The sequence below is a fragment of the Nocardiopsis lucentensis DSM 44048 genome (genome assembly GCF_000341125.1).
GTDB classification, from domain to species: domain Bacteria; phylum Actinomycetota; class Actinomycetes; order Streptosporangiales; family Streptosporangiaceae; genus Nocardiopsis; species Nocardiopsis lucentensis.
The window spans coordinates 1-20,013 of record NZ_ANBC01000077.1 but is presented as its reverse complement, the minus strand read 5'-3'; the positions used below and the strand labels follow the sequence as shown (position 1 = coordinate 20,013).

Annotated in this window: 18 protein-coding genes; 6 read left to right on the top strand and 12 right to left on the bottom strand. The window is 67.9% G+C overall.

The window, feature by feature from the left end:
• The 4 genes from tsaB to D471_RS0102350 form a co-directional block, all read left to right on the top strand.
• On the top strand, nucleotides 1-585 hold a 585-nt coding region (tsaB, locus tag D471_RS0102365), incomplete at its 5' end, for a tRNA (adenosine(37)-N6)-threonylcarbamoyltransferase complex dimerization subunit type 1 TsaB (RefSeq protein WP_017597143.1).
• A 38-nt stretch (nucleotides 586-623) separates the two neighbouring features.
• The gene (gene rimI / locus D471_RS0102360; protein ID WP_051059099.1) at nucleotides 624-1,076 is read left to right on the top strand and encodes a ribosomal protein S18-alanine N-acetyltransferase; all 453 of its coding nucleotides are present in this window, start codon (nucleotides 624-626) and stop codon (nucleotides 1,074-1,076) included.
• On the top strand, nucleotides 1,073-2,107 hold the full coding sequence (tsaD, locus tag D471_RS0102355) for a tRNA (adenosine(37)-N6)-threonylcarbamoyltransferase complex transferase subunit TsaD (RefSeq protein WP_017597141.1): 1,035 nt from the start codon (nucleotides 1,073-1,075) through the stop codon (nucleotides 2,105-2,107). Before rimI ends, tsaD begins: the two co-directional genes overlap by 4 nt.
• A 438-nt stretch (nucleotides 2,108-2,545) precedes the next feature.
• Nucleotides 2,546-3,589 (top strand): hypothetical protein, encoded by a 1,044-nt coding sequence (locus D471_RS0102350; RefSeq protein ID WP_017597140.1) that lies wholly within the window; start codon nucleotides 2,546-2,548, stop codon nucleotides 3,587-3,589.
• Nucleotides 3,590-3,695: 106 nt separating this feature from the next.
• On the opposite strand, the gene D471_RS0102345 is transcribed toward D471_RS0102350, so the two are convergent.
• The 3 genes from D471_RS0102345 to D471_RS32685 all read right to left on the bottom strand — a co-directional run bounded on the left by D471_RS0102345 (nucleotide 3,696) and on the right by D471_RS32685 (nucleotide 5,898).
• Complete coding sequence (locus tag D471_RS0102345) at nucleotides 3,696-4,178, bottom strand: ATP-binding protein (RefSeq protein ID WP_017597139.1); 483 nt, start codon at nucleotides 4,176-4,178, stop codon at nucleotides 3,696-3,698.
• Nucleotides 4,175-4,663, bottom strand: a complete 489-nt coding sequence (locus D471_RS32690) for a hypothetical protein (protein WP_017597138.1) — start codon at nucleotides 4,661-4,663, stop codon at nucleotides 4,175-4,177. Before D471_RS32690 ends, D471_RS0102345 begins: the two co-directional genes overlap by 4 nt.
• Nucleotides 4,664-4,953: 290 nt before the next feature.
• Entirely contained in the window at nucleotides 4,954-5,898 is a 945-nt protein-coding gene (locus D471_RS32685) for a Scr1 family TA system antitoxin-like transcriptional regulator (protein ID WP_161630077.1), read from the bottom strand.
• Nucleotides 5,899-6,087: 189 nt separating this feature from the next.
• On the opposite strand from D471_RS32685, the gene D471_RS32680 reads away from it, so the two are divergent.
• On the top strand, nucleotides 6,088-6,618 hold the full coding sequence (locus D471_RS32680) for an ATP-binding protein (protein WP_017597137.1): 531 nt from the start codon (nucleotides 6,088-6,090) through the stop codon (nucleotides 6,616-6,618).
• Between the two features lie 175 nt (nucleotides 6,619-6,793).
• On the opposite strand, the gene D471_RS39290 is transcribed toward D471_RS32680, so the two are convergent.
• From D471_RS39290 to D471_RS32670, 7 genes are all read right to left on the bottom strand, one after another.
• The gene (locus tag D471_RS39290) at nucleotides 6,794-8,230 is read right to left on the bottom strand and encodes an outer membrane protein assembly factor BamB family protein (RefSeq protein WP_152486197.1); all 1,437 of its coding nucleotides are present in this window, start codon (nucleotides 8,228-8,230) and stop codon (nucleotides 6,794-6,796) included.
• A 14-nt stretch (nucleotides 8,231-8,244) separates the two neighbouring features.
• Nucleotides 8,245-10,761 carry a TPR repeat region-containing protein gene (locus tag D471_RS0102325; RefSeq protein ID WP_017597136.1) on the bottom strand — a complete coding sequence of 839 codons (2,517 nt, stop codon included), beginning with the start codon at nucleotides 10,759-10,761 and terminating at the stop codon, nucleotides 8,245-8,247.
• A 51-nt stretch (nucleotides 10,762-10,812) separates the two neighbouring features.
• Entirely contained in the window at nucleotides 10,813-11,142 is a 330-nt protein-coding gene (locus D471_RS32675) for a hypothetical protein (RefSeq protein ID WP_017597135.1), read from the bottom strand.
• Between the two features lie 421 nt (nucleotides 11,143-11,563).
• Nucleotides 11,564-11,752, bottom strand: a complete 189-nt coding sequence (locus D471_RS0102315) for a hypothetical protein (RefSeq protein WP_017597134.1) — start codon at nucleotides 11,750-11,752, stop codon at nucleotides 11,564-11,566.
• A 95-nt stretch (nucleotides 11,753-11,847) separates the two neighbouring features.
• On the bottom strand, nucleotides 11,848-12,753 hold the full coding sequence (locus tag D471_RS0102310) for a 5'-methylthioadenosine/S-adenosylhomocysteine nucleosidase family protein (RefSeq protein ID WP_017597133.1): 906 nt from the start codon (nucleotides 12,751-12,753) through the stop codon (nucleotides 11,848-11,850).
• A gap of 45 nt (nucleotides 12,754-12,798) precedes the next feature.
• On the bottom strand, nucleotides 12,799-14,646 hold the full coding sequence (locus D471_RS0102305; RefSeq protein ID WP_152486196.1) for a hypothetical protein: 1,848 nt from the start codon (nucleotides 14,644-14,646) through the stop codon (nucleotides 12,799-12,801).
• 135 nt (nucleotides 14,647-14,781) lie between these two features.
• A complete protein-coding gene (locus D471_RS32670) occupies nucleotides 14,782-15,477 on the bottom strand; it encodes a hypothetical protein (RefSeq protein WP_017597131.1) in 696 nt (231 codons plus the stop codon).
• 156 nt (nucleotides 15,478-15,633) lie between these two features.
• Here D471_RS32670 and D471_RS0102295 point away from each other — a divergent pair, with 156 nt between their 5' ends.
• Complete coding sequence (locus D471_RS0102295) at nucleotides 15,634-16,311, top strand: NUDIX hydrolase (protein WP_017597130.1); 678 nt, start codon at nucleotides 15,634-15,636, stop codon at nucleotides 16,309-16,311.
• A 90-nt stretch (nucleotides 16,312-16,401) separates the two neighbouring features.
• On the opposite strand, the gene D471_RS0102290 is transcribed toward D471_RS0102295, so the two are convergent.
• A complete protein-coding gene (locus tag D471_RS0102290) occupies nucleotides 16,402-18,510 on the bottom strand; it encodes a hypothetical protein (RefSeq protein WP_017597129.1) in 2,109 nt (702 codons plus the stop codon).
• A gap of 357 nt (nucleotides 18,511-18,867) precedes the next feature.
• Nucleotides 18,868-20,013, bottom strand: a 1,146-nt coding sequence (locus tag D471_RS0102285) for a class I SAM-dependent methyltransferase (protein ID WP_017597128.1), incomplete at its 5' end; no start/stop codon positions are given.

Below are 20,013 nucleotides of genomic sequence, written 5' to 3'. Positions count from 1 at the left end.
GCCTCGTCCGTGGACGCCCGCCGCCACGGTGAACTGCTCAGCCCGACCATCCGCCGCCTCACCGAGGAGGCGGGGGTCGGACTCGGCGACCTCGACGGCGTCGCCGTCGGGATCGGCCCCGGCCCCTACACCGGGCTGCGGGTCGGCCTGTCCACCGCCCACGCCCTGTCCGACGCCCTCGGCGTGCCCTGCCACGGTGTCACCACGCTGGACGCGCTCGCGTTCGCCACGGGGCGCACGGAACCCTTCGTCGCGATGACGGACGCCCGCCGCAAGGAGGTGTTCTGGGCCCGCTACGACGACCACCTCACACGCGTGGGCGAGGTGCGCGTCGACCGGCCCGCCGAGGTCGACACCGGGGGCCTGCCCCTGGTCGGCCACGGCGCCGCCATGTACGCCGACGTCCTCGGCGACGCGGCCGCGGCCCCGGAGCCGCTGCACCCGGACGCCGCCGCCATGGTCGAACTGGCGCTGCTGCGCCTGCACCGGGGCGAGAATCTGCCCGACCCCACCCCCCTCTACCTGCGGCGTCCCGACGCCGTGGCCCCCGGCGCGCCGAAGAAGGTCCGGCAGTGGGTGAAGTGAGCGGGGCGGCCGGGGCGAACGGGGTGCGCCTGCGCCCGATGACCGTCGAGGACCTCCCGGCGGCCATGGACCTGGAACGGGCACTGTTCCCCGAGGACGCGTGGACCGAGGGCATGTTCCGCGACGAGCTCACCCAGCCCTCGCGCCACTACGTCGTGGCCGAGTCGGGCGACCGGGTCGTGGGCTACGCGGGCCTGCGCTCGGTGCCGCCGGAGGGTGACGTCCAGACCATGGCCGTGGCCCAGCCGGTGTGGGGGCACGGGATCGGCCGGGCGCTGCTCACCGCGCTGCTCGACCGGGCCGAACACGAGGGCGTCGTCCACGTCTTCCTGGAGGTGCGCGACGACAATCCGCGCGCGCAGAAGCTGTACGCCGACTTCGGCTTCACGCAGATCGGTGTCCGGCGCGGCTACTACAACGGGGCCGACGCGATCGTCATGCGCCGCACGGCCCGGCCCGGACAGGGGTCCGGTGGGGAGGGGAACCCGTGAGCGACCATCCGTTGATCCTTGGGATCGAGACGTCGTGCGACGAGACCGGCGTCGGTCTCGTGCGCGGCTGTGAACTGCTCGGCGACGAGGTGGCCTCCAGCGTCGACCAGCACGCGCGGTTCGGCGGCGTGGTCCCCGAGGTGGCCAGCCGCGCGCACCTGGAGGCGATGACCCCGACCGTCCAGCGCGCCCTGGACTCCGCGGGCGTGAAGCTGTCGGACGTGGACGCGATCGCGGTCACCGCCGGTCCCGGCCTGGCCGGAGCCCTGCTCGTCGGGGTGTCCGCGGCCAAGGCCTACGCGATGGCCCTGGACAAGCCGCTGTACGGGGTCAACCACCTGGTCGGCCACGTGGCGGTGGACCAGCTGGAGCACGGGCCGCTGCCCAAGCCCGCCGTCGCGTTGCTGGTGTCGGGCGGCCACACGTCGCTGCTGCTGGTCAACGACCTGGCCACCGACGTGGTCTCGCTGGGCGACACCGTGGACGACGCCGCCGGTGAGGCCTACGACAAGGTGGCGCGCCTGCTGGAGCTGCCCTACCCGGGCGGGCCGCCGATCGACAGGGCCGCCCGGACGGGCAACCCGCGAGGCATCCGCTTCCCGCGCGGCAAGTGGGGCGACGGGACCTACGACTTCTCCTTCTCCGGCCTGAAGACGGCCGTGGCCCGGCACGTGGAGGACGCCGAGCGCGCCGGTCAGCCGCTGGTGGTCGCCGACATCGCCGCCGCCTTCCAGGAGTCGGTGGTGGACGTGCTCACCCGCAAGGCCGTGGACGCGTGCGTGGAGCACGGTGTGAGCACCCTCGTGATCAGCGGGGGCGTGGCGGCCAACTCGGCGCTGCGCGCCCTGGCCGAGGAGCGCTGCCGGGAGGCCGGGATCGAACTGCGGGTGCCGCGCCCGCGCCTGTGCACCGACAACGGCGCGATGATCGCGGCGCTCGGCGCCGAGGTGGTGGCGGCCGGGCTGCCCGCCTCGACGCTGGAGCTGGCCACGGACACCTCCCTGCCGGTGGAGTCCCCGCTGGCCGTGTGAGCCGCCCGCCGACCGCTGCCGACGCCCCCGCCGGACGACCGTTCCGACGGGGGCGTCGCCGTGCGCGGGGGTGTTCCCGTGTGGAGTCGCGTCCCGGCCCGGCGGTTCGGGGCGGGGGATGTCGCGGATCTGATGTTTCGCTCCTTTTGTTGCTTATTTTGGTTATTGCGGTAAAAGGTCTCTATGGGTGATGCGGGATTCCCCCTCCCCGGTCCCGAGTCGACCGTGAACGGGGTGCTTGGGAAGAATCCGACTCTTCGGTTCGCTGGGCGCGTCGTGGACGCTTCCGGCAGGTAAGGAGTTAATCTGCCGTTGACCGCCTCTAAGGTCCCAGGGTTCCGCGCATGTTCTCTTTTCGGATGATCGATTCACGTCATTTTCCGGACATCGCGCCCTGTGGAGCTGAGGCGTTATCGGGTCGATGATGCGGAGGAGTCCATGAGACGGGAAAAACGCAAGCGGGGAGCGTTCCTCACCAGAGCGGCGGCGGTCACCCTGTCCGCGGTCGTGGTTCTGGGTGGACAGGCCATCGTCAGCCCGGCGGCGTACGCGCAGGACCCCGTCGACTGGACCCCCGGGCACGGCGGACAGCCGCCGAGGCCGCAGAGCCCCGCCACGCCGCAGCATCCGGGCGGCGGGGGCGGGGGCTCGCAGATGCAGATGCCGCCGATGGCGGGGATGCCCGAACAACCGGCGTTGGTGGACCTCTCGGAGGAGGCCCCGGAGACGGAGGACGCCCCGATCCCCGGGGCGATCAACCTCAAGGACCAGGAGTCGTTCGAGGTCGACGGCCTGCTGGGCGACCTCTGCGCGTTCGGTCCGGGCAAACGGGTCCAGGGGGCGTTCAACAACGAGACCGGCGAGTTCCTGCCCAAGCGCGACTACGTCCGTCGGAACGGGGAATTCGCTCCGCGCGGTCCCTGGGAGACCGTGCGGGGCCAGTGCCACTTCCCCGTGCTCGGCGCGTGGGACCACCCCGGGTTCACACGGCGGATCACCGCCGTGCACCAGAACCGGGGAACGGGCGACGACTACTACGAGCTGACCGTCGCCTACGCGACGGCCTTCGACGTGTCCACCAGCACCGGGTTCTCCATCTCCAAGACGGTGGCCGACGACATCTTCAGCACCACGAAGACCAAGAGCCGGGACCACTCGTGGTCCTGGGGGGCCGCCCATGACGTCAGCCGGCTCCGGGCCATGCTCATCGAGCCCTGCACCGAGGTGTGGCTGGACGCCACCCCCATCCGGCGGACGGTACGGGTCCAGCCGGTGTTCGAGCTCTTCGACCACCGGTTCGAGCGGATGCAACAGCGGATGAGCGCGGACAACTGGCGTCTGGCGAACCCGGCAGGCCCCCGGTTCTTCTTCTCCCCCGGCTTTCACATCGACGGCACGGCCGACCGCCTGCTGCACGACACCACGCCGGACCTGATCATCGCGAAGCGGCAGAGGGATCTCGACGACAAGCTCTGCGCGTAGCGCTCAGGGTGCCGGGCGATCCGAGTGATCGCCTCTGACGACCGCCCCGCTTTTCGGACCTGCTCCCGAAAAGCGGGGCGGCTTCGCCGCGCAGAACGTCAGGGTGTCAGTCGGTGGTGAAGACGAAGGGTCGCAGACCGGCGGGCACGGTGGCCGGGTCGAGACCGAACTCCGCCCACACGTTGGTGCCCAGGTCGCCCCAGGGGCCGAGCGGGAAGTGCCCCCAGTTCGTGGACAGGTTCTCGACCAGGAGGAGCCCGCGTTGGCCCTCCGACCAGTCCCACTCGTCGCGGGTGCGCTCGGCGGGGACGCGCGGGACGCCCCCGCCGCCCCCGGAGTCGCTGACCGACAGCCGGAGGGTGGCCGGGTCCGGCATGGACAGGGTGCGGATGACCTCGCCGTAGGCGGTGCCGGAGTCGGTGTACCTGAGGGTGTTGGCGAACAGCTCGGACAGGCAGAGCCGGAGGGTGTCGACCAGGTCGGGGTCGAAGCCGTCCAGGTCGCGGGCCAGGTCGGAGCGGACCCGGGAGAGTTCGTGGAACTCGCCGGTGTAGACGCGGTGCTCCCAGAAGACGTGCGGTGCGGTCATGCCACCGTCACCCCCTCGCGGTTCCCTCGCCGGTCCTGCCGCTGCTGCCAGGTGCGGACGAGGGCGGCGAGTTCGTCGAACTCACCGGGGGAGGGGGACAGCGGCGGGGCGAGGAGGTCGCCCTCGGGGACGCGCGGCTGGGGGATTCGAGGCGCGGGGTTCTTCGCGGTGCTGGCGCTGGTCCGTGCGCGGTCCCGCTCGTGGGCGGCGTAGTAGGGGCGCACGAGGGCGACGTCGTCGGCGGGGACGTGCCGTGACGGGGGAGCGAGGCGGGGCGCCGGAGCGGTGGTGCGTCGCGGGCGCTGCGCGACGGACGCGCTGGTCGAAACGGGTTCCGGGGTGGGGGCGGGCGCCGGAGGCGGTGCGTAGCGGCGGACCCGGGTGGAGCGGTGGCGGCGCGCCGCGTGGCGGCCGCGCGGGGAGGCGAGGAGGCCCTGCACTGAGCCCACGACGGGGGCCAGGAGGGCAGCGATAAGATGGAGCACGCTGGCAATCCTTGGTCTAAAAGGTTTGAGTTGCTGGCCACGACCCCGGGCGCTCACTAAGCGTCGCGGGGTCTTCGTATGCGGTTGTCGGGAACGAGATTAGGGGATGGGGTGGGGTTGTGGGCGGGCTACGGGGAAGTAATGAAGAAAAAATTCGGGGAGGTGGTGTTTTCCCAGATCGGGTGGGGTGTGAGGGGAAAAAACCATATGTGGGATATGTGGGTTGAATCAGTCATGAGGCACAGAAAGACCCCCGTTCCCGGTGCGGAACGAGGGTCGTCAGTCTGGGGTCAGCGGCCGCTCTTGATGGAGGAGAGGAAGCCGGTCCAGGCGGGGTTGCTGAAGCCGAGGTGCCCGTGCTCGCGGTGCCGGGTGTCCCGAACCAGGGTTTCGGACGCGCCCTCGGCGACCTCCACGCAGTCCTGGTGCGAGCCCCCGCTGTAGGTGCTCTTGTGCCACTGGGCGTCACTCATGACGGAANNNNGCATCGCTGCCGCTTGCAGCCGGTGGAACCGCATCTTGAACTCTGCCACGGCGGAGGGATCGTCGATGAACTGGCCCTTGTAGGCCGACTCCACGTAGACGATCTCCCGCTCCGGCGCCGGATCAAGCACCTTGAATGGCCCCACCAGCCCCGGGTTCAGGGGCTCGTTCGTGATCTGCAAGGTTATCCGCTCACTCGACGCGAGAGAGTGGACGCGCTCCAGCTGCTCGCGCATGATCGGCCCCTCGTCGATCGGGTCCAGCAGGACCGCGCGACCGATCACCACCATCATCACCGGGGTCTGCGCGTTCTGGAAACGCTCGCCGCGAGCGATGCGGTCGCGCACACGGGAGTCGGTCGTGGCGCGCGGCTCCCAGGGAGTGACCGCCCGCATGACCGCGGTCGCGTAGGCGGAGGTCTGGAGGAGGGACGGCACCAGGAAGGGGTGGCAGTCCAGGATGGAGGCGGCCTTCTGCTCCAACTCCTCCATCTGACCCAGCCAGGGGATCTTGCCCTCCTTGACGAGGTCGTCCCACAGGGTGGTCAGCTCGTCGCCGGTCCCGAGCACCTCGTCCAGCGTCGCCAGGACCTCCGCCGTCGGCGAGGTGCGTCCGCGTTCGAGGTTGGACACGGCCGTTCCCTTGACACCGAGCGCTCTGCCCAGCCTCTCCTGGGTCATGCCCAGGGCCTCGCGCCGCTGCTGGAGGACGCCGCCCCACCGTTCCCGGATGTCCGTGCTCACCTTGGCCATGCTCGATGCTTGCATATCGGAAAAGGACAAAGGGGGCCTACCATTCTCATTCCTCACCCGATGGAGTTTCGCAAAAACTCCATCGGGGTGGGTGGACTTTCGCGAAAACTCCATGCGAGGAGGCCAAGTCCGCGGCCCGTTGGGAGCCTGCTTCCAGACGGTGAGGAACGGGCCGAAGGGGAGTAGGCGATGGGGGAGCCGGGTGAGGCGCGGGGGATCGACGGGTTGCCGAGGCGGATCCCGCCGGGGCGGCCGGGCGTGCGGATGGCGAGCTTCGGGCCGTTGCCGGGGCAGGTGGGGACCGCGCGGCAGTGGTGCTGGCATGGGTCGGGGCTGAGCTACGACCGGGCGTATGCGCTGCTGGTGGTGCTGTCGGAGCTGCACACGAACGCGCTGCGGCACACGGCGTCGGGGCGGCCGTTCGGGCGGGTGCGGGTCGAGATGGAGCGGCACGGGGGCCTGTTCCGGATCGCGGTGACCGACGACGGGGTGGTGGGCGGCGGGGCCGGGGAGCCGTCGGTGCCGTGCGTGGGCGGGGCGGGTGGCGTGGGCGGCGGTGGGTTCGGGGGAGACGGGCTCGGGCTGCGCCTGGTGGAGGAGCTGTCGCGGGCGTGGGGGTGGTTCGGGCGGCCGGGGAGCCCGCTCACGGTGTGGGCGGTGGTGGACCCGCGTGGGGAGGGGGTGCGTGGGCGGGTGCCGCACCCCCGCCCCGCCGCCTGACCAGGGGAAAGGGCAGGCCGGGGCATGAGGGAGGGGTGCCCTGGCCGTTGCCTGTCGGAAGTCATCTCGACGTCTAAAATCTCATTCCACTGGTGGGCACGGGTAACACCACTGGGGTTCCGGATTTGTCATCGCTCACGTCGTCAGCCCAAACCTCCGCAGGTCCCGACGTTTTCTAGGGAACAAGACCGACTAGACGACGGGATTCCCCGTTGGCTGCCATCAGGTCCTCTGCGATCACTAGGGCGCCGGGCGCAAGAGTCATGTCTACTGGAGTGGGGATCGGAGCATAATTCCCCATTGATCCATCATTGTTTGGGCGTCGTTGCACCTCGACTCCCAAATCGATGACACGAGATTCCTCATTATTCCAATCAGTGATCACCAGCTGTGCCTGGCCCCAAGATGAAGAACCCGTCTCGTTAACATCGAGCCATGCGATTGAATCCTCGAGTGTCAAAATGAAGCTATCCTCCCAGCGCTCCAGAGGTGCATTCACGGTTGCGGTCTGCTGGACCTCACCGGCTAGGCTGACATAGGAATATTCGTACTCATCTCCGTCAGAAATTTCTCGCACATTCACGATAGCTTCTTCCAGAATTCCAACGACCGTGTTTTTGTCTTCAGCGAAGAAAACCTCATCTGTGAGAGTTTCTCCGGTTGTCGGGTCGAGTATCCATTCACCATGGTAATCGTTGCCGCGGGCAACTGCTGTCAGCATGCCTGAACTCTGTTCAACTCCAAGCCGAAATGGCTGAGCCTCTATGGGGGCTTCCACTTCAAGTTCATGACGCCATGTTTCAGACCCGGTTTCGGTGTCGATCCCAATCAAGGCGATCGTGTGATCTTGGCGCTGATCCAAATCGGCGGCAGATTCGACACTCCGGTCCATAAAAGTGGTGGACAGGATCAGAACGTCGCGTGAGACGACAGCATCTCTGGGAACGAAAACACTATCTTCGTTCCCGTCGGTTGGGGTCGGAGATATACTCCAGAGTTCTTCGCCACTTTCTAGATCGAGAGACACGACATCTTTTCCGCCATCGTCATTTTCTCGGTAGATGAATCGAGAATTGTTGGACACGACACCTATCCGTTCGTCCACTGATCTGAACGACCGGATGTCATCTGTAATGATGTCCATGGTGACGAACTCTGCAACGTGGGTTCCCCTGATCTCTCCAGTGGAAGAGTCAAGAAGCACCACTTCATGGGGAGAAGAAGATCCGGATTCTTCTCCACTTCCCTCTTCAGAACGGTAGGATACGGCAATTGTTTCCCCGTCTGGTGTGACACTCGTGCTCGTTACATCTTCACCAGGGCGCCTGTACCTCCAGAGTTCTTCGCCGGCGTCTCCACTCACCGCAACGATTCCGTCGGAAACGGATACAGAAAGGCCGTATGGAATGGGGCTGACGTGAACGACACTCGTCTCATCTGGGGCCTCCCAGGTCCAACCAACAGAACTTACATTTTCCGGGATATCGAGGGGTTCGGCAGGACTGGGGAGGGAGACATGATCAATTTCTGGTTCTCCCCACCCGGAAAACACGGAACATGAAGACAACAAGGGCAGCAGAAGAAACGCTGCAATCGGACTCGTCTTATTCATTCTTCTAGTGTCGCTCAATCGCTCGAAACGCGCATGGCGTTGTTCATTGCACCCATGAAATCGTTGAAGTGCGTATTCATGGTGGAATCTTCTGAGGGCATCGGCGTGTTCTGTTCCTGGACGTCCTGCCAGGTACTGTCTCTAAGGTTGCGAGTTTCTTGGCTGCCCAGGTCCCACTCGCTCCAATTCCTAATGAAGTTTCCATTTTCATCAATCATTTCATCGGGAATGGCGTCGCTGGTACTGTTGGTGCCACCCTCCCCTGTCGAGTCATGGAAGGCCCCAAGGGCGGCATCCCTGAGTGTTTCATCAAGTCGAGCTGAGATATTGTCAGTCATCTGACCTGGGTCCGGTAGACTGACCTCAGCATTCAACTCATCTTCCGAGAACATCTCCTTGAGGAACACCTTTAGTGGCTCAGCAACACGTCCGTCAGGGATTCCTGCTGCCATCATATCAACGGCGTAACCCATCGACTGATTCTGGTCAAAAATTGAGTTATCGTGACTTTCAAAACGAGTCTGTACGGCATCGGCCATGCCGAATCCAATCGAGTTCCACAGGAGTCCGGCTGATCTGGCTGGATCTTTGGTTTCTGCTGCATCTGGATCAGTAAAGTACTCGTATACGCTGTCTTGTGTGTAGTCTTGGGCGGCTTCAAAAATGCGCCCCATGGCATCCCCATCGCCGGAAATCAAGCTGGTGAAAGAGCTTCGGTCGTCCAGGTTAATTACCAGACCACCTTCCGGGCTGTATTCGGTCTCTATGTCGTTGTCGACACTTGAGTCCCCGGTCATGATGCTTGTGTCGGCAAATTCGTCAATATAGGTTTCGAATATTCCAGCAAAGCTATCCGAGATCTGGGGATTCAAAAGCCCCATCGGTGCATCCTTCCAAGTAAAGTCTCCCCCATCAGGGCCTCCGCCTTCTACTTCTACGTCATAGTCGGTCCTAGATAGCATTTCTTGGGCTTCAGGGTCGTTGATGATGTTAATCAACCCTTCGAATGCTCGGTCGGCTCGCTCCTTGATGGCATCATCACTTGAATTTCCCTCTTCGGCGATCCAATCCGTCAATCCCCGGACGGACTGGCCTCCATAGTCCCAGTCATGGCTGAGAAGGGCTGCAACAAGTGCTGCTTGATCGGTTCCTGATTGCGAACCAGGGCCAACGAACTCCACTGGGTGCTGATAGTGGCGATTAATGTCAAATTCGTCTTCGCCTGGGTAATATTCTCTGTCAGGGTACTCCCCGGTCAAGATCGTATAGTTGGCATCCGTGTTCTGGGTGGCGATTTCCAACATGGTTCGTAGCGTCTCTTCTTCGGCCCCTCCGGTGTCCGTGCTCTCGACGGCACCCGCGACGGTTCCAATGAGATGAGCCGACAACTCTGTGCCGCCTTGGAGCGGATGGCCGGTCTCGTCCTTGGTCGCCTGGTTAGCGGTGTCAAACAGTTCTGTAAGGGTTTCGAAGTCACCCGCCCAGTCTGGTGAGAATCCGCCGCTCAACTCCGAAGTGGGGCTGTGGATCCTTGGTCCGCCAACCGTTTCCCTCACAATCTCGGGCAAGTTTTCGTAGCTGCCTCCCATCCGCTCGTCGGAGGCGGTCAGAACAGATCCTCCAATCACCGCCGTCAGTTGTTCTCTTTGTTCTTCTGACAGGTGCTCGCTCTCACGGATCGCTTCGATCGATTCGAAGAACTCATCCTCCTGAGCATCAAGGTTGTAACCCGAGCTCGCGCCCTGGCCGCTTGACTCTGACGCGTCCTTGTCATTCAGGTGAGCGTTCAGATCGTTCAGGATCTCCAGTTCACGCTCTGTGAGCTGGCCCCCGCTCTCCTGCTTCCGTGCGAGATACGCCATGAAGGCGTTCATCAGCGCGAGGCTCTCATCGAGCCTTTCCAGGGCCGCTTCGTTGCCCTCGGCAGCAAGCTGGATGGTCTCGCCGATTTCGGACCCGTCCATGTCAGGTGTGACAGCGAAGTACTGTTCATCACCTGTAATGACGTACATCAGCCCGCCAGGGACACTGCCGATGTGTCCTGCTTCCGTGAGGGTGCGGATGTGTTCGGGGGTTGGGCCGTCCGCCAGCATGTCGGACACTTCTGTGGCTTTGCCCTCCAGTGTGCTCCACGCCTCGTCCGCTTGCCCCTGATACAGTTCGACCGCGGCCTCTTTATCATCTTCACTGTCCGCTGCCGATATGGCAGTGTCGAAATCCCCTTGGATCTCTTCGGTGCGATTATTGTAGGATTGGACGGCCAGGGCGTATTCTGCGATCACTCCCGAAGCGTGAATGCAAGCTCCGAGAGCGCTTCCCCATGCCGTCTCGTTCTCGCTCGCCGCTGAGCTGATGTCCGCCGAGATCAGATCGGAGAATTCTGTTGCCGTCGTGTTGGCGATTGCGTTGTAGCTGGCGGATTTTCCGCAGATGTTCGAGTACATCTCGTCGAATTTATCCCGCTGGTGCTGCAGCACGGACACACTGACGTCGCACTCTTTGATGGAGATCTGATAGCTGCCCTCGGGCATGGATGCTTCCTTCGGCTGTGGTGGGGGTCAGGGGTAATGGGACTAGAAATACTAGCCGTTGACCGCACGGTCGAGAATGGGGGCACTCGACGATGAGCGGTACTCTCCAGCGGCCTCATTGTCGGTCTGTTCGCCCTCCGACGCAGCGGCCTGGATGTTTGTGGCAAGAGCCCGAGCATGCTCCTGAACATCCTGCATGTGCGTCTCTTGTTCGGTCCCAAACGAACCCCACCCGGTCACGGCTGGCGACTGGTTCATGGTGGCCTTGGCCGCGTCGACGGCGTCAGCCCAGTCCTCGGCGAGGTCGCGGAGTCTGGAGGCGGCGGTGAGGGATGCGTCTCCGCCCGCATAGGCCTCGCTGGCGTCCATGCCGACTGTCATGATCTCTCCTGGGATTCTCTCTAGGGCTTCGCAAGAAGGACTTCCACACTCAGACGTCATGGAGCCGCCACAGTCGGCAGCGTCTACATGCACACCCACACGGAAAAGGGGGTAATGTCCTGAATGCCAAACGTCGGCGACACTATAGCTCTCCAGGGACGAGCTGAGACGCGCTGCCAGCCAGTTGGAGCGGGGAGACCGTGGCCACATCTGGACAGGTCAGGTGAGACACAATCACCGACGATCTCGCGTTGAGTGCGGCCGGTCAAAGTGGGTGGCTGCTGATACTTGTTTGTGGTCTGGTTGAACCCGGCATCCGATGTTCGTCCTGACCAGTGACTTTGTCCTTTCCCTGCCTGGAGACACTGGCGGGCGCGGATCGCGCTGACGGAGCCCGGTCGGAAGCCCCTCAGACCGGGGTTCACCAGCCGAGGTACACGACCAGGAAGCCCACCACGCAGAGGACGAGCAGGCACCCCGCCCCGCCGCCACCTCCGCCGCCGCTTCCTCCCGTGAAGCTCGGCGGGGGCGGGGGATTCGGGTGGTTGGGGCACCCCGGGCCGTGGTAGCCCGTGTTCTCGTCGCAGGTACTGCCGCAGCCCGCCGCCATGTCTTCCTCCCGTGGGGCGCCGCCGGAGCAGGGCGTCGATTCTCACCGGGGCCGGGTGTGTCCGGGGCGGCGGCTCCGCGCCGCCGCCCCGGCCCCTACCTCCCCGGGTCGAACAGGTCCAGGAACGCGCAGGCGAAGGCCGCCGCGTGGGCGGCCGCGATGGGCTGCCACAGGTCGTCGGATCCGGGGGTCTTGCCGCTGAGCATGTCCGAGATCCCGCGGATCACCAGCGCGTGGGTGCCGAAGGTCAGGTACGCGCCGTGCAGGAACCCGTACCCCTCCATCTCCACCGCCAGGGCGTCGCCGCAGTAGCGCCGCAGCCGCTCGGCGGTGCGCGAGCGCTCGTGCGCGACCACCGTGCTGCCCGCGGCGACGGGCTTGACGAACGCCCGGGGCGGGTCCGGCAGGGGGCTGGACAGCGCCCGCCGCTGCCATTCCCCGCGCGCGGCCACGTCCCGGGCCCGTTGCACGGCGTCGTGGGAGGGCGCGGCGGTCTTGGCCCGGGGCCGGAAGTCGTCCTCCCCGTCCTTGCCGGTCTCGTAGTCGTAGATGGCGTCGGCCACCACGACGTCGCCGAGGCGCACGTCCTCCTTGAGCCCGCCCGCGACGCCGACGAACAGCAGGACGGCGGGATCGAAGGTGGTCAGCGCCCGTTCCACGTGCACGCCCGTGCCGACGGCGCCCGGGCCGATCTCGGCCAGGGCGATCCGCAGGGTCCGGCGCGCCCCCCGCAGCGTGCCGGTGCGGAACAGGGTTCCGCGTGCGTTGACCTCGCCGACGGGGCCGGAGAGGTGCCGGGCCACGGCCGTGTACTCGCTGCTGATCGCGGTGATCACCACCGCGTCCGCCCGGTGGTCCTCCGCGCGGGCCGGGGTCCGTGTCGCGTGCTCGGTCCGTGCCGGAGTCTGGTGGTTGTGGTTGTTCTCGCCGGTCTGGAAGACGGGGTTGCCGGAGAACGTCGTGTTCCCCAGGAAGTGGTTGCCGTAGTTGTCGCCGGTCATGGTGTTCCTCTTGAGTCCTGGAAGTGCCGTGGGCCGCTGACCGGGCTATCCGGCCTTCTCCGTGCCGGAATCCGACGAGGTGTTCTGGTTGTTCTTGCCCGACTGGAACACCGGGTTGCCCGAGAAGTTCGTGTCCCCGTGGAAGTGGTTGCCGTAGTCGTTGCTGATGTTCTGGATGATCCTGGCGACCTGCTCGGTGTCGTATCCCGCCTCCTGGAGCACGTCCCGGACGCAGATCAGCACCTTCTCCGGGATCGCCCGCGTGATGCGGTGCAGATCGTGCTCCTGGAACAGCTGCTCGATCTGCGGCGCGGCCCCCAGCTGCCGGATGCCGAAACTCGGCGCGTAGTCGAAGAACTCGTCGTTCTTCCTGGCCCAGGTGTGCTCCCGGTTGTTCCTGCGCACCGCGCTCCAGGACCTGAGCCAGGACCAGCTCTCGGTGAGGTTGCTCCTCAACTGCGGCAGGACGTTTCGGGCCGATTCGACGACCAGGGTGACCGTGTCCCCGGGGTCGGTCCCGGTGGGAAGCGCTCCGGCGGGCATCCGGTGTTCGTCGTCGACCGGCGGCATGACCATCGTCTCGCCCTCGACGTGCAGCAGGCCGCCCTGGGTGGACAGCCGCACGAAGGCCGTCACCACGACCTGGCTCTCCCAGGTGCTGATCCCGATCTCCAGGAAGTGCCGGGCGCGCTCGTGGAAGACGTTGACGAAGCCGCTGACCCACTCCCGCCGCAGGGTCCCCCGCTCCCCGTCGGCGGTGATCATGTTGGGGATCAGGTCCTCCACCCTGTCCTGACGCACGCCGGGGAGGAACACGCAGTCGGCCAACTCGACCTCGCGCCGGGTGCTGCTGTGCTCCCCCTCGGTGCCGCTGAGTTTGGGCAGCTGCTCGCGCAGCTCGGCGTAGAGGCGTTCCACGAGGGCCGCGCCGGTGAGCGTGGGCTCCTTTAGCGCGGGCTCGCCGTCGGTTCCGCTCCCCGCGGCGACGAGCCGCCCCGCGGGCTGGTCGGCGCCGGGGCCCGGCCGCTGACCGTTGCCCCGTCGGGCCGACCGGTCCTCCTGGCCGGGGAGGAGCTTGAGCAGGACCGGCCAGGAGTCGAAGCGCAGACCGGCGCCCACGAAGGGCATGGCGCCGGTGTAGAAGGCCACCGGAACCGTACCCACCCCGCTGCCCCGCCAGGGGGCGCCCGCGTCCTTCCTGATCGACCGGAGCGCGGTGTTGGTGGCGTTGCGCACCGCGTAACCGCTCAGGACGGCGGCGGTGAACAGGATGAGCAGACCGAACCAGAAGGGGATCAGGGAGCCCACGCCGGGCCCGGCCGCCGGTTCGGGGGAGCCCTCGAAGCCGTCGAAGGAGCCGGAGTAGTCCGTGCCCAAGCCGACGAGCAGGCCACCGAACAGCATAGGCAGGAACAGGAGGGCGATCACGCCGATGACCCAGGGCAGGTAGCTCGGGCGGCTGAGGCCGGGGAGTCCCCGGCCGCCCAGGGTCATCAGCATGTGCCTGAGGTCGCGGTTGCGCCGGTACCGCGCCCAGGCCTCCAGGGCCACCGCCAGGGTCAGAACGGTCAGCACGGCGGCGATGTTGAACAGGCAGAGCACGAGGGCGAAGCCGAGGAAGCAGGCGCCCGCGGCCGCGCGGACGTTGCGGGCCCGCAGGCACTCGCGGACGACCCGCCCGGCGTCCAGCCCGGGTTCGCGGGCCGGGGTCCGGTGCGGCCGGTCGGCGCACTCCCTCAGCACGGCGTCCCGGAAGTAGCGGTCGGTCCAGGCCGCGGCGCACAGCCGGGCGGTGGAGTCGTACTCGGGGTTGCCCGCCGCCGCCTCCACGAACGACGGGGGCACCGCTTGGACGCTGCCGCGTCCGTTCTGTCGGGGTTCTGGTTGGCTCACGGTGAAGCTCCTTCGAACACCGGCCGGCCGAGTCCGTCGGCGGCCGGTGCCGCGTGGCTGGGAACGAGGGGAGAGGGCGGACGAGGCGTCCGCGCCGCGTGTCCCTCCCGGTCGCGGGCTGCGGCCCCGGGGCCGTCAGGAGTCCAGGGAAGGAGTGCCGTCGGGAACCCGTGCGGAGTCCCAGGCGGTGTCGAGGATGCGTAGGGCGAAGTCGTACAGCCGGCCCGATCGGTGCGCGACGATACACGGCGAGTGACGTCCGTGTTCGGCGTTCTGGTAGAGCGTGATGAAGGCGATTCTGTCGGTGGCGACGATCCGGTAGAGGTTCGGAAGGTCGTAGAACCGGATCTGGGTGTCGCTCTCCCGTGTGGCCTCGGCCAGGTAGTGGAAGTTGGCCCAGACCTGCTCGGCGAGCAGCCCGGGGCCGAAGCCCGGATCGACCTCCCGGAGCTCCCGCTCCCGCCGCGCCAGCCAGTTCCCCCGGGACTCGGAGGAACCGCTGGGCGCGGGGGAGCCGGGGTCGGGCAGGAGCACCCGGACGTGTTCCGGCGGCCGTCCTCCGCCGGTCCACAGCGGCGTGAAACCGTCCCGGGTGAGTTCGTTGCCCCGCCCGACCATGACGCGAAGCCAGCGCGCCCGGCCGATCTCCTCGGCGAGCGCCGCCTTCGCGCCGTCCTGGTGCCTGTGCACCCTGAGCACCCCGAGCCCGCTGAGCCGGGAGACCGCCGCCAGCAGCCACCACCGGGCCCGCTGGGACAGGAGCGAGCCGAGTGCCACGGTGGCCGCGGTCGCGGCGAGCGAGCTGGTGACTCCGAGGACGAACTCCGTCAACGCGTGCTCCCTTCGCGCGACCCGTGGCGGCGTCACAGGGGATTTTTTGGTCACCTTGACTCTAAGGCCGCGGATGTTTTTGGTCAAGTGGACCTTTAGTAGGTTGAGGGGATGAACTCCGCAGTCGTGCCCGATACTCCCCGGACGCCGGTATCCGTGACCGTCGACCTCGTCATCTTCACCGTGCGTGACGACGCCCTCCACGTGCTGCTCGTGAAGCGGGGCAAGGAGCCGTTCATGGGGGACAGCGCGCTGCCGGGCGGGTACGTGCGCCCCGACGAGGACCTGGACGCGGCGGCGCTGCGCGAGCTGTCCGAGGAGACCGGGGTCGACGGGCGTGAGCTGCGTCTGGCCCAGCTGCGGGCCTACGGTGACCCCGACCGGGACCCGCGGGGCCGGGTCATCACCGTGGCCTACCTGGCGCTGGGTCCGGACCTGCCCGACCCGGTCGCGGGCACCGACGCGGCCGACGCTGTGTGGGTGCCGACGCAGGAGGCGCTGGCGCCGGGGTACGGCCTGTCCTTCGACCACGGCCGGATCCTGTCCGACGCCGTCGAGGAGGCGCGCTCCCGGCTGGAGTACACCACCGTGGCCGCGGACTTTTGCCGCGAACCCTTCACCATCAGCGACCTGCGCCGGGTGTACGAGGTGATCTGGGGCACCGCTCTGGACCCCAGCAACTTCCGGCGCAAGGTCCTGCGGACGGCGGGGTTCGTCGAGCCCACGGGGGAGCGCCGCACGGCCGAGGCGGGCAGACCCGCCGCGCTCTACCGCTTCGGCGGCGCCACGGAGCTGTACCCGCCGCTGCTGCGCTCCGGTGACGTCCTGGGCTAGTCACCCCGACGGACGCCGGAGGGCGCCGGACCGCGCGCGGTCCGGCGCCCTCCCGTGGGTCGGCGCTCGGGGGCGTGCGCCCCCGGCTCGCTACTCGTCGTCCTCGTCGTCGTCGCGGCGGCGCTTCTTCTTGCCGTCGCGGCCCGGGCGCAGCAGCGCCTCGGCCAGGGCGAGCATCGTCTCCTCCAGGGAGGCGAGGCGCTTGGTCATGTCGTCGTGCGAGTTCTCCACCGCCTCGGTGACGGTCTCCTCGAACTCGTGCCGGTCCGGGCGCTGCTTGAGCTCGCGCAGCACCGGCTCGACGGCGGAGGTGACGTGCGAGTCGATCTCCTCCAGCTTGTCCGTGTGGTCCACCTGCGGCCGGTCGACCAGCTCGGTCAGGCGGCGGTGCAGCTCGCTGACCTCCATGGACTGCGGCAGCTGGTTGAGCCGCTGGTTGAGCGCCTCCAGGCGGTCGTCGATGGCCTCCATCCGGCCGTCGACCCCCTCGAAGTGCCCGCTGACCCCCTCGAACTGGCCCTCGACGCCGTTCACCCGGCCGTCCAGGCCGTCCAGGCGGCCGTTCAGGCCGTCGATGCGCCCGTCGACGCCGTCGATCTTGCCCTCGATGCCCTCGAAGCTCCCCTCGAAGTGTCCCTCGAAGGTGTCGAAGCGGTCGGTGAGGCGGCCGAGCTCGTGGTCGACCTTGCCGGTGATCTGTGACAGGTGGTTGTCCACCTTGCCGGTGAGGGCCTCGCGCTGGCGCTCCAGCTTCTCGTCGAGCGCCGTGCGGTGCGCCTCGGTCTGCTCGGTGAGCGTGTCGGAGAGGGTCTGGTGCCGCTCGGTGCTGTCGGTGGCGGCCTTGGCCGTCGTCTCCTCGACGAACGTCCGCAGCTCGGCCAGGTCGGCGGCGACCCTCTCGGCGTCCTCGGCGACCTGCGCCTTGAGGGCGTCGGTGCGCTCGTTGACGGACTCGCGCAGCGCCTCGGCGGCCGCCTCGTCCCGCTCGCGGTCCTCGGTGCGGCCCAGCTCCAGCTGCTCGTTGAGCTCGGTGAGGCGCTGGCGCAGGTGGGACCGCAGGTCGGTGAGGGAGGACTCGTGGTTCTCCCGCAGCTTGGCCACGGCCCCGGTCACGTCCGCGATGGCGGCGTTGGCCTCGGCGTGGTTCTCCTCGGCCTGGGTGCTCAGGTAGCCGATGCTGTCGGTGACCTTCGTGGTCAGCGCCTCGTGCCGCTCCTTGGCGGAGGTCGCCAGGGCGGTCAGCTCCTCGGCGAGGGAGGTGGTGCGCTCGCCGAGTTCGCCGGTGTTCTCCTGGAGCTTGGTGAGCAGCTCCTCGTTCTTCTCGGAGAACGCCGACCGGACCTCCTCGGCGGACTCCGTCACCTTGGCGGTGAGCTTCTCACCGAGCTCGGCCCCCGCCTTGGCCTGGGCCTCGCGGGCCTCGGTGACGGCGGTGACGATCGCCTCGCGGCCGGAGGCGACCGCCTCGGACAGGTCGGTGCGGCCGGCGGTGATGGCCTCGTTGATCTCGGCCCGGCCGGACGTGAGGGCCTCGGTGATCTCCGTGCGACCCTCGGCCAGGGCCGTGGCCAGCGCCTCGTGCCGCTCGGTGAGGGTCGACTCGCTGGCCTCGTGCCGCTCGGCCAGGGTCGAGTCCAGCGCGGTGAGCGAGGCCTCCACGGCCTCGGTCCGCTCCGTGAGCGAGGCCAGCGCGGTGTCCAGGGCGTCCAGGCGGGCCTCGACCTTCTCGCTGAGGCCGGCGAGCTTCTCACCGAGGTCGTCGACCTTCTCCGCGGTGCGGTTGCCGGTCTCGGCCATCCGCTGGAGGCGGGTGAGCGCGGTGTCCATGTGCCCGGCGAGGCGGTGCGTGTCGGCGCGCAGCGACGGCATGTCGGCCAGGGGCTTGACCTGCTGACCGACCAGCTCGATGTGCTCGGCGAGGGTCTCGGCCCACTCCGGCGGGCGCTCCAGGAAGCCGTCGATCCGACCGTTGACCGCGGTGACCGCCTCGGAGAGGCCGGTGAGCTCCTGCTCGCGCAGTTCGCGCAGGAGCCACTCCATGCCCTCCAGCCGCTGGCGCATCTCCTCGCTCACCGCCCCCTGGCTCTTCTGCTCGGAGACGTGCTCCTGGGCGGCCTGGGAGAGCAGGTCGCGCATCCGGTCGGAGATCCCGGCCTGGCTGCTCCCCCCAGTGAGGAAGTTGTGATTGGTCTGTTCCACCGAGGTGCTCCTTTTGGTTCTGGCGCTCCCGTCCGGGCCCGGAGGAAGGGACGGTGGTTCCGGGCGGTCGGGTTCTCGATGGTCCCCGGGCGCGTGGCGCCGCGCGGTGATAACGCCTTAACGTGACGCAAGTGTGACTGAGCGTATACGCGCGAGGCATGGGGGTTCCGTCGCCTGAACCGCGCGCCGGTCAATCAACCACGGCCTTCCGGGGGAGTCCATGAGAAGGGAAAGCAATCAGCGGTCGACAGTCTAACGACCGGCGCCCCCGTCACCCCAGGGGTCCGGCGAAGAACCGCGCGCGGAAGGTAACGATATGGTCCCCGCTCCGTCACCGGGCCGCCCTCCCGGGGCGGTTCAGGCGCGCCCGGGACCGGCGACCTCCCTGCACAGCAGGCTGTAGGGGCGCTCTCCGATCCTGGTCAGCACCACCGTGACCGCCTCGGACCCGGAGGCGCGTAGATCCTTGCGCAGCTTCTCGGTGTCGACGGCGGAACCGCGTTTCTTGATCGTGACCGTCCCCGCGTCGCGTGCGCGCAGCGCCGAGCGCAGCCTCTTCAGCGAGAACGGCAGGACGTCGGTGACCTCCAGGACCCGCCAGAGGGGGGAGACCACCGCCCGGTCGGAGGTGAGGTAGGCGATCCGCTCGTCCAGCAGCGCGCCGTCCACGCGGGCGCCCGCCTCGGCCACCAGGTGCGAGCGCACGACGGCGGGGTCGGGGTCGTAGAGGTAGCGGCGCGCGGGAGCCACGGGCGCGGGGCCGAGCCCGGGGACCTCGTCCAGGTGTGCCATCTCCCCCTCGGCGGCGCGCAACCCGGGCCGCTCGTGCAGGACCGTCGCGCGGCGCCGGGGGCCGTCGGCGAGGTCGCCGAACCACAGCGCCGCCTCCTTCAGTTCGCCGTCCACGGAGATCCACTCGGCGGCGGCGTCGGGCGGGAGCACCTCGTGCGGGATGCCGGGCGCCGCCTTGAGGCACGCGGCGGCCGAGCCCCGGGCCAGGTCGGTCGCCACGTCCCACGGCGGCGAGTAGGCCGCCGGGTCGAACACCCGACCCCGGCCGCCGCGCCGCGCGGGGTCGCAGAAGAGCAGCGGGTAGGCGCCGGGCGCCGTCTCGGTCACGTCCCCCTCGCGCACCCGGGCGCGGTCCGCCAACCCGAGGGCGGCGATGTTGGCGCGGGCCACGGCGACGGTCAGCGGGTCGGCGTCCACCCCCTCGACCGGGACGCCCCGTGCGGCCAGGGCGAGCAGGTCCGCCCCGATCCCGCAGCACAGGTCACCCGCGCGCCCCCCGCCCGGAGCGGCGTCGGCCGCGGCGGCGGTCCGGTCCGCGCGGTAGTCGGCCACCACCCGCCGGGTGGACTGCTCCAGGCCGTCGGGCGTGAAGTACATCTCCTGGGCCCGGTCGCCGAACTTGGCCCTGCCGCGCTCACGCAGCCCCACCTGGGTGAGGACCGCGTTGACCAGGTCGGAGACGGGAAGATCGGGGTCGAGGGCGGCCACGCG

Bases quoted from the DNA above. Each gene is read 5' to 3' on its own strand.
- rimI (WP_051059099.1), top strand. From the start codon at position 624: ATGACCGTCGAGGACCTCCCGGCGGCCATGGACCTGGAACGGGCACTG.
- D471_RS0102350 (WP_017597140.1), top strand. From the start codon at position 2,546: ATGAGACGGGAAAAACGCAAGCGGGGAGCGTTCCTCACCAGAGCGGCG.
- D471_RS0102345 (WP_017597139.1), bottom strand. From the start codon at position 4,178: ATGACCGCACCGCACGTCTTCTGGGAGCACCGCGTCTACACCGGCGAG.
- D471_RS32680 (WP_017597137.1), top strand. From the start codon at position 6,088: ATGGGGGAGCCGGGTGAGGCGCGGGGGATCGACGGGTTGCCGAGGCGG.
- D471_RS39290 (WP_152486197.1), bottom strand. From the start codon at position 8,230: ATGAATAAGACGAGTCCGATTGCAGCGTTTCTTCTGCTGCCCTTGTTG.
- D471_RS0102325 (WP_017597136.1), bottom strand. From the start codon at position 10,761: ATGCCCGAGGGCAGCTATCAGATCTCCATCAAAGAGTGCGACGTCAGT.
- D471_RS32675 (WP_017597135.1), bottom strand. From the start codon at position 11,142: ATGACAGTCGGCATGGACGCCAGCGAGGCCTATGCGGGCGGAGACGCA.
- D471_RS0102315 (WP_017597134.1), bottom strand. From the start codon at position 11,752: ATGGCGGCGGGCTGCGGCAGTACCTGCGACGAGAACACGGGCTACCAC.
- D471_RS0102310 (WP_017597133.1), bottom strand. From the start codon at position 12,753: ATGACCGGCGACAACTACGGCAACCACTTCCTGGGGAACACGACGTTC.